At 60.6% G+C, this 15,558-nt stretch carries 14 protein-coding genes; 3 read left to right on the top strand and 11 right to left on the bottom strand.

Going from position 1 to position 15,558, the window contains the following annotated elements:
* Positions 1-46: 46 nt before the first annotated feature.
* Positions 47-2,173, top strand: a complete 2,127-nt coding sequence (locus IB241_RS18850; RefSeq protein ID WP_192299731.1) for a TonB-dependent receptor — start codon at positions 47-49, stop codon at positions 2,171-2,173.
* 47 nt (positions 2,174-2,220) lie between these two features.
* On the opposite strand, the gene IB241_RS18855 is transcribed toward IB241_RS18850, so the two are convergent.
* Positions 2,221-3,237: an ABC transporter substrate-binding protein gene (locus IB241_RS18855; RefSeq protein WP_192299732.1), complete on the bottom strand. Its 1,017-nt coding sequence runs from the start codon at positions 3,235-3,237 to the stop codon at positions 2,221-2,223.
* Between the two features lie 131 nt (positions 3,238-3,368).
* Entirely contained in the window at positions 3,369-3,818 is a 450-nt protein-coding gene (locus tag IB241_RS18860) for a hypothetical protein (RefSeq protein ID WP_064452050.1), read from the bottom strand.
* Positions 3,819-4,234: 416 nt separating this feature from the next.
* On the opposite strand from IB241_RS18860, the gene IB241_RS18865 reads away from it, so the two are divergent.
* Together IB241_RS18865 and IB241_RS18870 are read left to right on the top strand one after the other, a co-directional pair.
* Positions 4,235-4,504 (top strand): hypothetical protein, encoded by a 270-nt coding sequence (locus tag IB241_RS18865; protein ID WP_192299733.1) that lies wholly within the window; start codon positions 4,235-4,237, stop codon positions 4,502-4,504.
* Between the two features lie 111 nt (positions 4,505-4,615).
* Positions 4,616-4,846, top strand: coding sequence for a hypothetical protein (locus IB241_RS18870; protein WP_192299734.1), 231 nt, complete (start codon positions 4,616-4,618; stop codon positions 4,844-4,846).
* A gap of 28 nt (positions 4,847-4,874) precedes the next feature.
* Here the strand turns inward: IB241_RS18870 and IB241_RS18875 are convergent, their stop codons facing one another.
* From IB241_RS18875 to iolD, 9 genes are all read right to left on the bottom strand, one after another.
* On the bottom strand, positions 4,875-6,545 hold the full coding sequence (locus IB241_RS18875) for a methyl-accepting chemotaxis protein (protein WP_412547880.1): 1,671 nt from the start codon (positions 6,543-6,545) through the stop codon (positions 4,875-4,877).
* Between the two features lie 94 nt (positions 6,546-6,639).
* On the bottom strand, positions 6,640-7,044 hold the full coding sequence (locus tag IB241_RS18880; protein WP_010564800.1) for a TraR/DksA family transcriptional regulator: 405 nt from the start codon (positions 7,042-7,044) through the stop codon (positions 6,640-6,642).
* Between the two features lie 412 nt (positions 7,045-7,456).
* Complete coding sequence (locus IB241_RS18885; RefSeq protein ID WP_192299736.1) at positions 7,457-8,479, bottom strand: ABC transporter permease; 1,023 nt, start codon at positions 8,477-8,479, stop codon at positions 7,457-7,459.
* Between the two features lie 27 nt (positions 8,480-8,506).
* Positions 8,507-10,060 (bottom strand): sugar ABC transporter ATP-binding protein, encoded by a 1,554-nt coding sequence (locus tag IB241_RS18890; protein WP_192299737.1) that lies wholly within the window; start codon positions 10,058-10,060, stop codon positions 8,507-8,509.
* Between the two features lie 56 nt (positions 10,061-10,116).
* Positions 10,117-11,046, bottom strand: a complete 930-nt coding sequence (locus IB241_RS18895; RefSeq protein WP_017735809.1) for a sugar ABC transporter substrate-binding protein — start codon at positions 11,044-11,046, stop codon at positions 10,117-10,119.
* A 48-nt stretch (positions 11,047-11,094) separates the two neighbouring features.
* Positions 11,095-11,271 (bottom strand): hypothetical protein, encoded by a 177-nt coding sequence (locus IB241_RS18900; RefSeq protein WP_192299738.1) that lies wholly within the window; start codon positions 11,269-11,271, stop codon positions 11,095-11,097.
* 128 nt (positions 11,272-11,399) lie between these two features.
* Complete coding sequence (locus IB241_RS18905; RefSeq protein WP_192299739.1) at positions 11,400-12,428, bottom strand: Gfo/Idh/MocA family protein; 1,029 nt, start codon at positions 12,426-12,428, stop codon at positions 11,400-11,402.
* 158 nt (positions 12,429-12,586) lie between these two features.
* A complete protein-coding gene (locus IB241_RS18910; RefSeq protein WP_192299740.1) occupies positions 12,587-13,597 on the bottom strand; it encodes a Gfo/Idh/MocA family protein in 1,011 nt (336 codons plus the stop codon).
* 19 nt (positions 13,598-13,616) lie between these two features.
* Positions 13,617-15,548, bottom strand: a complete 1,932-nt coding sequence (gene iolD / locus IB241_RS18915) for a 3D-(3,5/4)-trihydroxycyclohexane-1,2-dione acylhydrolase (decyclizing) (protein ID WP_192299741.1) — start codon at positions 15,546-15,548, stop codon at positions 13,617-13,619.
* Positions 15,549-15,558: the final 10 nt, after the last annotated feature.

Raw genomic sequence — 15,558 nt, forward strand, 5'->3', positions numbered from 1 at the left:
GGACAGTCGTGCATTGTTTTCAAGCCAAGTTTTTCAGGATTCAACCATGAAACATTTACCCCTGTTGGCGGGCCTGTTCGGCTGCCTGCCCTTCTGCGCCTGGACCGTCGAGCTGGCACCGACCACTGTCACTGGCGAACCAAGCGCCGACCCCGGCCTGACCCTGGATCAATCCAGCGGCATGGCCTCGCGGCTCGGGCTGAGCGTCCGGGAAACTCCCGCGTCGGTGGCCATCGCCAAGCGCAACGACATCGAACGCCACGGTGCCAAGACGTTCCGCGATGCGGCCAACACCCTGCCTGGCGTCAATGCCAGTGCACCGCCGGGGTTTGGCGGGTTTGTCTCTTATCGTGGATTTACCAGCAGCCAGATCACCCAGATGTTCAACGGCATCAACGTCGCCACCGGCCTGGCACGCCCGGTGGATGCCTGGATCTATGACCGCGTGGAACTGGTCGGCGGCCCCTCCTCGCTGATCAACGGCGCCGGCTCCGTGGGCGGCTCGCTCAATTACGTGACCAAGCTCGCCGGCCGTGAAGAACAGGCCGCGCAAGGCCAACTCAGCTACGGCAGCTACGACACCGCTGGCATGGCCCTGGGCCTCAACCACGCCCTGACCGAGCCAGGCAGTGAGGTGCAGCACTACGCGCGCCTGGATGTAAGCCGCAACACCAACCACAGCTACATCGACCGCGATAAACGGGACGCCTGGAGCATGGCGTTTTCCCTGCTCAGTGACCTCACGCCGGACCTGTCCCACACCCTGGCGGTGGAATACCAGGACGAACATGAGGACAGCCCCTACTGGGGCACTCCGGTGCTCAACCCCAAGGCCGGCGAGTTGAAGATCGACAAGCACAACCGCTTCAACAACTACAACGTCGCCGACGGACGTTACGAGCAACGCACGGTGTGGCTGCGCTCGATCATCGACTACCGGCTCAACGACAGCACCACGCTGAAAAACACCCTTTATCACCTCGACAGCCAGCGCGATTACCGCAACCTGGAGACCTATCAGTACAACGCCGACAACAGCGCGGTAAACCGCTCGACCGCCTATCAGGTGCGCCATCAGGGCGAGCAGCAGGGCAACCAGTTCGAGTTGCGCCACGACGCCAGCGTCTTCGGCCTTTCCACCACCTGGTCTGGCGGTTTCGAGTACAAGCTCAACAGCACCACCAACAGCCCGCTGCGCGCGGCGGGCAACAGTGCGGTCGACCCGAACAACTTCGATCCCGGACATTTTTATGCCATCCCCGGCACCAGGCCCGGCTTCAACAAAGACAAGACCAACGAGGTCACCACCAAGGCGCTGTTCGTGGAAAACCGCCTGGGCCTCACCGACAAATTGTCGCTGCTCACCGGCCTGCGTTATGACGCCATCGACCTGGACGTGACCAACCACGGCACGCTGACTGCCACCAGTCCACGGCATTTCAAGCGCAGCTGGGAGCCGCTCACCGGGCGCGTCGGCCTGACCTACCAGTTCATCCCGTCAGCGAATGTGTACGTGCAATACAGCACCGCCGCCGAGCAGCCAAGCACCACGACCCAGGTGTTCGATGTGTCGACCGGCAAGCAATGGGAAGTGGGCAGCAAGTTCGACTATCTGGATGGACGTGGCGCGGCCACCGTTGCCGCCTACAGGATCGAACGCAAGGACTTCGCCGTCACCGACCCGCTGGACCCGACCAACAGCATCCCGGTGGGTGCGCAGTCGTCCAAGGGCATTGAGTTGGCCAGTTCGTTGCGCATCACTCCACGGCTGCTCGCCGAAGGCAATTTCGCCTGGGTGGACGCCGAATACGACGAGTTCAACGAGAAGCTCGCCAGCGGTGCCGTGGTGTCACGCAAGGGCAATACGCCGACCAACGTCCCCAAGCGCGTGGGCAACCTGTGGCTGACCTACGATATTGCCGAGGACTGGCAAGGGGGTGTGGACGCGCGGTATGTCGCCGAGGTTTATGCGGATAACGCCAACACCCAGACGGTGCCAGCCTACACGTTGTTCGGCACGTTCCTGCGCTACAAGGTGGATCAGCACACCACGGTGACGGCGCGGGTGCGCAACCTGACGAATGAGGTGTATGCCGAGTTTGCCCATGTGTCACCGGCGTATTACCTGGGGTCGCCAAGGACCTTCGAACTGGCTGTAAACACTCAGTTCTGAGCCCGGAACACAGGCCAATACGGGAGGGGGCCAGCCCCCTCCTACACTTACTTCAGGCTTGCCTCGACCTTCTGCGCCACCTCTTCGGTCAACCATGCCTTCCACACCTCAGGGTGCTCCTTGAGGAACGCCTGGGCCACGTCCCGTGCAGGCGTGTGGTTTTCGCTCATTTTCGCCAGCGCCTGATTGAGTGGCCCGATGGGAAACTCGACCTTGGTGAAAAACGCGGCAATCTGCGGATGCTCTTTCTGGAACGGCGTCGACACGCCAATACTCAGCTTGGACGCCAACGACCGTGTCGGTTTCGGCTCGGGATTGTCCGCATCCGTCAGCGTCTTCCATGCCTCGGCATCAAATGGCGGTTCTTCCAACTGGATCAACTTGTAGCGCCCCATCAACGGCGTCGGCGACCAATAGTAGAACAGCACCGGCTTGCCCCGGCGGATCGACGAAGCAATCTCGGCGTCCAGCGCCGCGCCTGAGCCACTGCGGAAGTTCACGTAGCTGTCGCTGAGCCCGTAGGCCTTGAGCTTCTGTGCATTGACCACCTCGGACGTCCAGCCGATCGGGCTGTTGAGGAAGCGCCCCTTGCCGGGAGACTCCGGGTCCTTGAACACGTCCTTGTAGCGCGCCAGGTCCTGCACGCGCTTGAGGTCCGGTGCCAGGGGCTTGAGGCCTTTGGCGGCGTCGCCCTTGACCACGTATTCCGGCACCCACCAGCCTTCGGTGGCGCCCTTGACCGTATCGCCCAGGCCCACCACCTTGCCTTCGGCCTCGGCCTTGACCCACACCGGACTGCGACCGGCCCACTCTTCGCCGATCACCTGGATGTCGTTCTTGGCCAGTGCGGTTTCCAGGGTAATGGTGGTGCCGGGCAAGGTGTCGGTAGGCAAGTCATACCCCTTCTCGACAATAACCCGAAGCACTTCGGTAATCAGGCTGCCGCTCTCCCAGTTCAGGTCGGCGAAATGAATCGGCGCCTGGGCCGCCGACACCGGCAATGCTGCAACTGACAGGCCCAGTGTCGCCAGCGACACGGCCAACAGCGATCTCAATCCTTTCATGCCTTCGCACCTCATGTTTAGCAGCCATAGCGGAGGGCTTTGCTGCCAACGCGCGAAGCCTCTGAATAGTTAAGTCAACTCAACTGTAGTAGAGGTTCCGGGAGAAACGGATTACACATTGCGTTTACAAACTACTCGCTGGCCTTGAAGGTCACCAGTTCACCCTTGCGCCACTTGGCGGCCTTGCCGGTCACGGCCTTGAGGGTTTTGGTCAGGCCTTCCTGCAATTGTTCATTGGCGGCAAACACCAGCATGACGCTATGGCCTTCCTTGAACACGATGCCCTGGCCTTCAGCCGACGAAACAAAGGCGTAATCGCCCAGGCCATATACCGTCAACTTAATGTCGCGGAACTTCAATTCAAACTTGCCGCCTTCACGGCTGGGCAGCACGGCCGCACGAAAATGGTCGCCGACCTTGAGTTCCAGGCGCGGTTTGTCATCGACAACCAATGCGGTTTCGGTATCGATTTCGGCGATGTAAATACCTTCCGGCGTTTGTTCAGTGATGTAAACAAAACGCGATTGAAACTGCTTGACCAACTTTGCGCGTAAATCACCCAGCACGAATAACGCGTGCATATCCAGATTACTGACTGCCAAGGAAACGCCCCCACATCAAAAGAAGTGCTGACCGCCACAGCGGGCAGCACAAAAATCCGGCCGTTACGGCACGATCACACAACACATTCATTGAAAAACTGAAGAAGATCCCGCTGCTGAGCCATACGGCTGGTACAGACGTACCCAATGAACCTCGGGCGAGGACACCATGTATCACAGCAGATCACAGGTTTGACGGCTCGAGAATAGAGACCGCACCGCTTCAGAGAATAACCCAAATAAAAAACGCGGTTTCCGACAGCCCACCTTAAACAAAACAACCAGGTGCGGAACCAGACATCGTTCGCCGACGACAATACTAAAACAGCAACACGGGTCAAAACCACCCGAAACGCTGCAGCTGCATCAACACAATCGATCGACAGGAGCTGACCATGCAACGACGTCAACACGATGCTACGTCTTGCCACACTCGCTCGACACTGCATGACGAGCGCCAATACTACTGCGTGCAAGGCCTATACGGGTACTCGAATTCGGTTCTTTACCAAGTTGTGCCGGCGGGGCGTAACTTCTTTCATATTCGCGAAGTCACCAGCGGCCGTGTGCTGGGGTTTCGCAGCGACCATATCAAGGCCTGCCAACTGGCCAAGGAACTGGAAGCCACACTGCAACAGGGTGGCCTCGTTTCGTCACCAGGATGACTTTACCGCGCCGCCACCCACCAACAACTGCCATACTGGCCCGTCGATTGAAGTTTGCCCCTCTGCGGGTCAGGTCTCATCTGTGCAGTTACCTTGAAGGGAAGGCTATACGTGACGGAATTTGATATTGGCGAGTTTTTCATCCATGGCGATGCGAGGGAAGTAGACGGAGAATTCCAGGCGGTCATCGTGATGCGCGCCAAGCCACCGCTGAAAACGGTCACCACGCATCAGGTGGAAAAGGACCGCTGGTTCAAGACTGCAGAAGCTGCCGCCGTCGCGGGCAAAGAATCCGCCCTGGCCCTCAAGACTGCCGTCGATTCAGGGGCATTGACCTCCTGAACCCCGCTCGACGGCCCCCTCCCCGCGCCTACACGCCTTCCGGCCTGTAGCCCAGCCGCAACCCACCCCAGTGCCGGCCCTTGACCATGATCGGCACTGACAAGTCATGCATCAATTCGCCGGTATCGCGGGTATATGTCTGTAGCAGCACCGCTTGCTGGTGGCTGCCACAGCGAATCCCGGTGCGGTCGTCAAACTTGCGCTTGGTGCGGTTCTGCACCGCATCCACCTGGGCATCCCCGGTCAAGTCCTGGGAAAACGCCTTGTTGTGCGTCGGCACATAGCCCTGGGGCGTGCAGGCTATAGCGAAGACCAACCCCTCGTGACGCGGCAACAACGCCTCCTGAATCCCCGGCAACACCTGATCGGTATAACCGTCAAACCGCGTGTGGTACTTACTCGGATGGGTATTCGGGATCAGCGTGTAACTGCGGTCGAACAGGTCGTCCAGGCTGATGCGGTTTTGCTCCACATCGGCCTCGAACTGCGCGGCAATGCGGCTGGCGCCTTCACGGGCCAGGTCGTAGACGCGCTGGTGATAGTCATCCAGCCCGACCTCGGCCAAGCGCTCACTGATGATTTCGGCCTGGCCTTCCATCTGGACGGCGGCGTCGGCCAGCTGACGGGTTTGCTGGTCACTCACGGTCAGGTCGCTGCGCATTTGTTCCACGGCATGGAACAGGCTGTCCAACTGGGCACGGTTGGTGTCGGTGCCCTGGGCGATCTCATTGACCTGCCCTTCCACATCCGCCGCCAGGCTGGCGATGCTCGACAGCTGTTCACCGGCATGCTCGACCTGCTCCACACCCGTATTGAGGTCGGTCGACAGTTGGCGAATCTGCTCCACCACCTGGGCGGTACGTTGTTGAATATCGGCGACCATCACCCCGACCTCATCGGTCGCGGTGGCGGTCCGCCCGGCCAGCCCGCGCACTTCATCGGCAACCACGGCAAACCCGCGCCCGTGCTCGCCGGCACGCGCGGCTTCAATGGCCGCGTTCAAGGCCAACAGGTTGGTCTGGCTGGCGATGGACTGAATCACCAACGTCACTCGCTGGATTTCCTCGCTGCGCTGGCTCAACGCTTCGATCAACTCGCGACTGGCGTTGGCCCGGTCGCTGAGCTGATGCATGCGCGTGATCGACTGCGCCAACACCTCACGCCCTTCGGTGCTGCGTTGATGGGCCTGGCTGGCTGCACCGAGCGCCTGACGGCTGAGCTGTGAGGTGACCTGCTCCGTGCCGATCATCACTTCGGCGCTGCTGACGATCTGCTTGGCCGCACTTAACTGCGATTGCAGGCGCGCAGCCAGTTGCTTGACCGCATAGGCCACGCCGGCGGCAGACAGCGCGTTATGGCTGGTGGTGTGGGACAGGTCACGCGTGAGCTCACCGATGGCGTCGCTGTCCGTGGAAGGTGCGACCGCAGGCGTGCGGGTTTTCAGGCGAGGCAGCCAGATCACCAGCAAGGCCAGCGGCAGGCAGAGGTATATCGACAGGCCGGCAAACGCCAGGCCCAGCAGGACCAGCACCAGGGCGGTGCTCTGCAAGAGCGGCGTCAGCCAACCGGGCAGCCCGCGCACCACCGTCTGCGGTGGTACTGCTGCGCCCATCAGAGATCCGTCTCCAGCCATCTTCGTCACCCCACTGCTTGTCATTATTGTCACTGCATTAGACGCCACTATCAGGCCATTATCCATGGGCCTTTAGTGGGGTGCGTTGCAGCAGATCAATAGACGGGGCGTAACGTGTATCGCCTGGAGGGACGCAGGCGCGCCCCCCAGCTTCAGCGCATCAGGCTTGGCGCTGGTGCTTGTCAATCTGCTCGTGGCGCTCTTGCGCTTCGATGCAGTACTTGGTGGTCGGGCTGATCAGCAGGCGCTTGAGGCCGATAGGCTCGCCGCTGTCGTCACACCAGCCAAAGGAGTCTTCCTTGATGCGTTCCAACGCGCGTTCGAGTTGCGGCAGCATGCGCTGGTCGCGGTCGATGGCGTTCACCAGCCAGGTACGCTCTTCTTCGACCGAAGCGGCGTCGGCCGGATCGGCCGGGGTGTCCAGGCTTTCAATGGCGATACGGTTCTGTTCAATGCGCTCGTGGTGTTCCACTTTCATGTCTTGCAGCAATTGCTCAAAAAAAGCGTGCTGTTCGGCATTCATGTAGTCATCCGCCGGCATGGCCAGCAACTTTTCCTTTGTCATTGATTTCTCTATAAAAAATACGTGCATTAAGGCGAATAAGGGAGCGTTCCGGCCGACCTCTGCAGGTCTCGGAAGGGCGCCGTCCATTTCAAGCGCCACCCGGCACTCAATTTACGAGGGGCGGCAGTCTAAGGCCGACTTGAGAGCGCAGCAACTGAAAAGACAGGCAATTTTTCCGAGATAACCCCTAAAAGCACCAGGACGGGCTTGGCGATTGGTTATCGGAGTGCGTTTATAGCAAGAAATTCAGTGTTGTGGAGCTATATAGAAGACAAACGGTTGGAACGGATCAGCGATAGACCCCATGTGGGAGCGGGCTTGCTCGCGAAAGCGGCGTGTCAGCCGGTACATTCTGTACTGAGACACCGCATTCGCGAGCAAGCCCGCTCCCCCATTTAACCCTGCATCCAGGTCAGCGTTTGAGCTTGCGCTTGTTGCGGTATTGGTCGATCACCACGGCCACCACGATGATCAGCCCCTTGATGATGTCCTGGATGTACGCATCCACACCGACAAAAGTAAACCCGCTGGCCATCACGCCCAGGATCAGCGCGCCGATCACCGTGCCGGTAATGCGCCCTACCCCGCCCGCCAGGCTGGTGCCGCCGATCACGGCGGCGGCAATCGCGTCCAGTTCATAGGACATGCCCATCCCGGCCTGCCCCGTCGCCGCACGTGCCGAGGCAACCACACCGGCCAGGCCCGCCAGCAGGCCGGCGATGCTGTAGACGATGACCAGATGACGCTTGACGTTGATCCCCGAAGTCCGCGCCGCCTGCATGTTGCCGCCGATGGCGTAGGTGTACTTGCCGTACTTGGTGTAACGCAGGGCGATATGGAAGATCACCGCAACCACCAGGAAGATGATCACCGGCATCGCACCATGGCCGATGGCCGTGTACGAGTCCGAGAGCATGCTCACCGGCTGGCCTTCGGTGTAGTAGCGCGCCAGCCCACGGGCCGACACCATCATGCCCAGGGTGGCAATGAACGGCGGGATACCGGTCACGGCGATGATGCTGCCGTTGATCGCCCCCGCCAGCAGCCCTACGCCCAGCCCCATCGCCACCGGGATCCACACCGGCAAATCCGTGAGACTTGGAAACACTGCCCGTGAAAAGTCTGAAGTTTGCGCCAAACTGGCGGCGATCATCGCCGACAGCGCCAACACCGAACCGGATGACAGGTCGATACCCGTGGTAATGATCACCTGGGTCACGCCAATCGCCAGCAGCCCAATGATCGACACTTGCAGGATCATCAGCACCAGGCGCTGGGAGTTCATCAGGAAGCTCTGGTCACGCACGATCCAGCCGAACAGTTCAAACACCAGGCCGATACCGATCAGCACCAGGAAGATGCTCAGCTCGGTCGGCATGCGCCGGCGTGTCTTGGTCGGCACAGTGGCCGGTTTGTTATCCGTTATTGCGTTCATAACCCATCACCTTTTTTATTCTGTACGTCAGTGGACTACGGTCATACCGGAAGCCAGCTGCATGACTTTTTCCTGGGTCGCCTCGGACCGATCCAGGGTGCCCATCAGTTCGCCCTCGTGCATCACCATCACCCGGTCGCTCATGCCCAGCACTTCGGGCAGCTCCGAGGAGATCATGATCACCGCCATGCCTTCGCTGGCGAGGAAGGAAATCAAACGGTAGATCTCGGCCTTGGCGCCCACATCGATGCCACGGGTCGGCTCATCGAGGATCAGCAAGCGTGGATTGGTCATCAACCAGCGCGCGAGCAAGGCTTTTTGCTGGTTGCCACCGGACAAGGTGTCGATGCACTGTTCAAGGGACGGGGTTTTCACCCGCAGCTTCTTGCACATGTCTTCGCACAGCGCACGCAGGGCTTTCTGCTGGATAAATCCGTTGCCGCTATAGTGCGGCAGCACGGCCATCTCCATGTTCTCCAGCACCGACAGGCACGGGAACAGGCCGCTGAGCTTGCGGTCCTCGGTCAACAGCGCAAAGCCCTTCTCGATCGCCATGTGCGGGTCGGTAATGCGCACCGCCTTGCCGTCGAGGGTGATCTGGCCGCTGCTGCTGGGGGTGATGCCAAAAATGGTTTCCGCCACATTGGTGCGGCCCGAGCCCATCAACCCGGCGATGCCGAGGATTTCACCGGCGTGCAGGTCGAACGAAACGTCCTTGAACACGCCATCCAGGCTCAGCTCGCGCACAGACATCAGCAGCGCACCGATGGGCGTCTCGCGCACCGGGAACAACTGGCTCAGCTCACGGCCGACCATCATCGAGATCAGGCTGTCGCTGTTCATGCTGTCGGCGCGTTGCAGGCCGATGTAATGGCCGTCGCGAAACACGGCCACTTCGTCGGCAATGGCAAACACTTCGTTCATTTTGTGCGTGATGTAGACGATGCCTTTGCCCTGGGCCTTGAGGTCGGCAATGATCGAAAACAGGTGGGCCACTTCCTTGTCGGTAATGGCCGAAGTCGGTTCATCCATGATCAGGATGTCAGAGTCGTAGGACACCGCCTTGGCAATCTCGACCATCTGCCGCTCGGCGATACTCAGGTTGCCGACGTGTTCTTCCGGGTCCAGGTTGATGCGCAGACGTGCCAGCAACTCGGCGGTGCAGCGGTGCATTTCGCGGTGGTTGACCATGTGCAGGCCGTTGAGCTGCTCGCGGCCGATCCAGATGTTCTCGGCGATGCTCATGTGCGGCATCAGGTTGAGCTCCTGGTGGATCATCGCGATCCCGGCCTTTTGTGCCGCCAGTGGGGTTTCAAACACAATCGGCTTGCCGCGCAGGCGGATTTCCCCGGCGTCGGGCTGGTAGATGCCGGCGATGATTTTCATCAGCGTCGACTTGCCCGCACCGTTCTCGCCCATCAGCGCCAGCACCGTGCCCGGGCGCACTCGCAGTTGCACATCGGCCAGGGCCACGACGCCGGGAAAGCCTTTGCTGATATTGCTGATTTCCAACAGGTAGGGTTCTTCCAGTTCTACTGGCTGGATACCGGGAGGCTGCGAGAGAGTGGCTTGAGCAAGCATAGGGAGGTACTCCATCGGCAGGGCAACCGCACAGCTGCCCTGCTGGCTTATTGTTGTTATTTGAAGTCTTTGACGTTTTCGGGGGTGATCAGCTGGAACGGGATCACCACGTTCTGCTCGATAGGCTCGTTCTTAGCCATCTTGCGCGCTGTTTCAACCGACTTGTCCGCTTGGCCCTTGGCATCCTGGAAAGCCGACACAGTCATGTCACCCTTAGTGATCGCATTCAAACCATCCGGCGTGCCATCGACACCGGCGATCAGCACGCCTTTCTTACCTGCCGACTTCAGGGCCATGGAAGCACCAATCGCCATCTCGTCGTTGTTCGAGAGCACCGCCTGGAAGTCGCGCCCTTGGGTCAGCCAATCGTTGACCAGGGTCATGCCCTTGTCACGCAGCCATATCCCGGTCTGCTCCTGTTCGATCTTGATGCCAGGGTATTTGGCCAGGACTTCCTTCACTCCTTTGGTACGGTTGGAAGTGGAGTTATTCGCCAAGTCACCCAGCAGGATCACAATATTGCCTTTGCCGTCGAGCTTCTCCGCGATGTACTGCATTTGCAGCTTGCCCGCCTCGACGTCGTCGGAGGTTACCGCCGCTACGCCGGGGGCCAATGTTGCGCTGTCAGGGCGACGGTTGACGAATACCAGCGGGATTTTCGCCGCAGTGGCAGCCTTGATAATGTTCGCAGTCGAGGCTGTATCAACCGGGTTAACGATGATTGCATCGACTTTTTGGCTGATAAAGTTCTCGACCTGACTGAGTTGCTTCACCACATCGGCGCGGGCATCTTCAAACTGCAGTTGCACGCCGTCACCCTTTGGGTAGGACTTGGCTTGTTTGTCCATGTCTTCGCGCAGGTAGGTAAGAAAGGTGTCGTCGAAGGCGGACATACTCACACCTATCTTGAGATCGGCAGCCGAAGCAGCACCACTGCCCAGCAACAGCGATAGGGCTAGCGCGGTAAAACGGATCGGGGTCTTCATGAACGGTCTGTCTCCACTTTCTTGTTGGTTTTTTGGACGTTGCGTTTATCAGAGCTCGGCAGGCAGCCGGACGACGGGCGCACCTGGAATGCAGCACACCAGCGCGCCTTGGTTTTCGACGCACAACACATTGAGGAAAGAGAAGTAGAACGGCCGGGCGCGGGGCAGACCGCGTGGCGTGGAGGCTGGGCGTAAAACTCGCAGTACAGCGTTGAAGATTTTCATCTGACGGTACCTGGTTGTTTTTGATCTTGTTTTTGTTGAGTCGCCGGGGTCGAGCCCAAGACGTACTTTATGCAACCTGGAAAAGACTTTATTGGAAAATAATTTCCATATCAACCTGTTTTAGAATTTTATTCTATTTTTGTTGAAACCACCTGCTGACGCCCCGCGCTAAGGCGTGCGGCGTCCAATATACGGGTGGTTTCCAGCGCGTCATAGACGTCCACCGGCAGTGCTTCCTGGCTGTCCACGGCACGTTGCAACTGGCGATAGAACTGCGTCCAGCAGCCCTTCTCCGATGGCACCCGCTCGCGCTCCTCGCCTTGTTCGAACCAGCCCCAGCGCCGATGTTCTTCGGCGCCCCAGTGCTCGCCTTCGGTCTTCGGCGATTTGCCGGCCAGCAGCGCCTCCTCCTGGCCGTCCAGCCCGTCGACGGTGTAGCAACCGAGGGTGCCACTCACGCGAAAACGCGGGGCCTGGCTGTTTTGCAGAGCGCTGCCCCACAAATGGGAAATCACCCCGTTGGCATGGGTCAGGGACACAAAGAAGCCGTGATCGACGGTCGGGTGTTCGTGGCTGAACTGCAATTGCGCAAACACCCGGTCCACCGGGCCGAACAGTTGCAGCGCCTGGTCCACCAGATGGCTGCCGAGGTCACGCAACCAACCGCCGCCGCTGGCATTGCCGACGGCGTGGGGGGCGTAGCGTTCCACGCGGGATTCAAAGCGGGTAATGGTGCCCAGGGCACCGGCGTCGATCAGTTTGCGCAGGGTCAGGTAGTCCGAGTCCCAGCGTCGGTTCTGATAAACGCTGAGCTTCACCCCATGGCGCTCGGCGGCAGTGATCAGCGCCTGGGCCTGTTCGGTATTGGCGGCGAAGGGTTTGTCGCTGACCACCGTCAGCCCGTGCTCGATGGCTTCCAGCACCAGCGCCGGGCGGCCCTTGAGGGTGGTGGAGATGACCAGGGTGTCGACGCCGGCTTCGACAATCTGGCCGATGGAGTCAAACGCCTTGAGGCCGGGATGATCACAAGCCAACTGCTGGCGGCGCTCGGGGGAGCGTGTGACGACGCCGACAAACGTGGCGCCGGGCAAGGTTGCAATCAGCGGCGCATGAAAAAAGCGCCCTCCGTGGCCGTAGCCCACTAGTCCGATTCGCATGCAAACACTCCTTTTTCAAAGTGAAAACCTAATCTAAATGTGGGAGCGGGCTTGCTCGCGAATGCGGTGTGTCAGCCAAAATTCTGTATCTGAGACACCGCATTCGCGAGCAAGCCCGCTCCCACATTTTTGACTGCATTCCACCTTTGGGGTTGGGGTTAGCCGTAGAAGTGCGGACGATCCGGCAAGCTGACTTTCACAATCTGCTCACTGCTCTGCGCTTCGATACACGCATCCGCCGCCACCGCCGCCGCAAAGCCATCCCACGCCGACGGCCCGCCGACCTGGCCGGCGCGCACGCTGTCGATGAACGCCTGCAATTCCACGTCGTATGCACCGATAAACCGATCCTTCCAGTCCATCAGGATCGCATTGGACAACTTCGCTTCACTGCGCAGCTGCACCTGGGATGGCTCCGGCAGCTTGGCAATGCCGGTCTCCCCCACCACTTCGCACTGGATGTCGTAGCCGTATTGGCAGTTCACAAACACTTCCACGTCGATGCGCGTGCCCTTGGCGGTTTCCAGCAGCACGATCTGCGGGTCGCGCAGGTGCGCGAGGGCCTTGCTCGACTTGCGCGGGAACACCACTTGCACCGACACGTAGTCGTCGTTGAGCAACCAGCGCAACACATCCAACTCGTGGATCAGGGTGTCGGTGATCGCCATGTCGGTCTTGTAGTTCTCGCCCACTGTCGGGTTGCGGTGCGCGCAGTGCAGCATCAGCGGCTCGCCGATCTGGCCGCTGTCGATCACCGCCTTGAGTGCGCGATAGCCTTCGTCATACGGACGCATGAACCCGACTTGCACCAGGCGCTTGCCGTAGGCGACTTCGGCGTCGACGATCTTGCGGCAGCCGGCAGCGGTGACTGCCAGGGGTTTTTCGCAGAACACCGGCTTGCCGGCGGCGATGGCGGCGAGCACGAATTCCTCGTGGCTCGGGCCCCAGGACGTGACAAGCACCGCCTCGACCTGCGGCGAGTTGATCAGCGCGTGGCCGTCGGGGTACACCTCGGCGTCCAGCTTCAAATCGGCCACCACCTTGGCGGCCTGCTCGAGATTGATGTCGGTCACCGCCACCACCTGGCTGTTGAGCAGGGTCTGGCTGCAACGACGGATATGGTCCCGACCAATGGCCCCGGTACCGATGACTCCAAGCTTCAACGACATGTAAAAACTCCTCTTGTTATTAGTACTGCCGGGCCTTCGCCAGCTGTTCATTGAGTTTCTTTGCCGCGGCATTCGTGCGTTCGCTGGTCGACACCTGCGCCACGCCGACCCGCCACCACGACAGGTAGCCGTGCACCATGGTTTTTGGCAGCACCTTGATGTCGATCAGCGTCGACACCGTTTGCGTACGCGCATCGGCCAGCGCCGCTTCAAGTTGCGCCACGGTGCTGACCTTGTAGGTCTTGCAGCCATAGGCCGCCGCGCTCATGGCAAAGTCCACCGGCACCAGGCCGCCGTCGAGCTTGCCGCTCTCGGGGTTGCGGTAGCGGAACTCGGTGCCGAAGCTGTCCATGCCATTGCCGATCTGCAAGTTGTTGATGCAACCAAAGGCCATGTTGTCCAGCAGCACCACGTTGATCTTGCGCCGCTCCTGGATCGAGGTGGCCAGCTCCGAGTGCAGCATCATGTAGGAGCCGTCGCCGACCAACGCATACACCTCCTTGCTCGGCTCGGCGAGTTTCACCCCCAGCGCGGCGTTGATCTCGTAGCCCATGCACGAATAGCCATATTCGACGTGGTAGGTGTTGACGCCCTTGCTGCGCCAGGCGCGTTGCAAGTCGCCGGGCAGGCTGCCGGCAGCGGCGACGATGATCGCGTCGTCGGCCAGGGTCTGGTTGAGTACACCGAGCACGCGGCTCTGGGTCAGGCACGAGCCGGTCAGCTCGATGAATTCACGCAGCACGGCGCGGTCGAGGTGGTCGTCGACTTCGGGCACGAAGCCGTCGCCGCTGTATTCCACCTGATGCACGCGCTCGACTTCGGCGTCGAGCTGCGCCTTGGCCTCGCGCACCTGTTCGCCCCAGCCGCTGCGGTAATCGCCCAACGCATCCGCCAAGGCTTCAAGGGCCAGTTGCGCATCGCCCAGCACTTGCACCGCGTCGAGTTTCAACACATCGCACGGGCTGATGTTGAGGTTGAGGAACTTGACATCGGCATGCTTGAACAGCGATTTGGACGAGGTGGTGAAGTCGGTATAACGCGTGCCGATGCCGATGATCAGGTCGGCCTGCGGTGCCAGCAGGTTGGCCGCCAGGCAACCGGTTTCGCCAATGCCGCCAACGTTCAGCGGGTGGCTGGAAACCACCGCACTCTTGCCCGCCTGGGTTTCGGCAAACGGAATCCCGAAGCGCTCGGCGAACGCCTGCAACGCAGCATTCGCGCCGGAGTACTTGACCCCGCCGCCGCAGATAATCAGCGGCTTGCGCTTGCCACGGAACGCGGCCAGTGCATCGCCGATCATTGCCGGGGTGGCCGGGCGACGGTCGATACGGTGCACGCGTTTTTGCAGGAAATAGTCGGGATAGTCCCAGGCTTCGGCCTGCACATCCTGGGGCAGCGCCAGGGTCACCGCGCCGGTTTCGGCGGGGTCGGTGAGCACGCGCATGGCGTGGATCGCCGCCGTCATCAATTGCTCGGGGCGGTTGATGCGGTCCCAGTATTTGCTCACGGAACGGAACGCGTCGTTGGTGCTGATGCTCAGGTCATGGAACTGTTCGATCTGTTGCAACACCGGGTCAGGCTGGCGGCTGGCGTAGACATCGCCGGGCAACAACAGCAGCGGGATGCGGTTGGCCGTGGCAGTGGCAGCGGCGGTCAGCATATTCGCCGCGCCGGGGCCGACCGACGCGGTGCACGCGTAGATCTTGCGCCGCAGGTGCTGCTTGGCAAAACCGATGGCGGCATGGGCCATGCCCTGCTCGTTGCGGCCCTGGTGCACCACCAGGTCGCCGCTGTCCTGCTCCAGCGCCTGGCCGAGGCCCAGCACGTTGCCGTGGCCGAAAATGGTGAACACACCGGCGACAAACTTGCTCTCTACGCCATCGACTTCGATGTATTGGTTGTCCAGGAACTTCACCAGGGCCTGGGCCATGGTCAGTCGGGTTGTGGTCATGTCGCGCCCC

The sequence above is a fragment of the Pseudomonas sp. PDM05 genome (assembly GCF_014851685.1).
In the GTDB taxonomy this organism is placed as follows: Bacteria; Pseudomonadota; Gammaproteobacteria; order Pseudomonadales; family Pseudomonadaceae; genus Aquipseudomonas.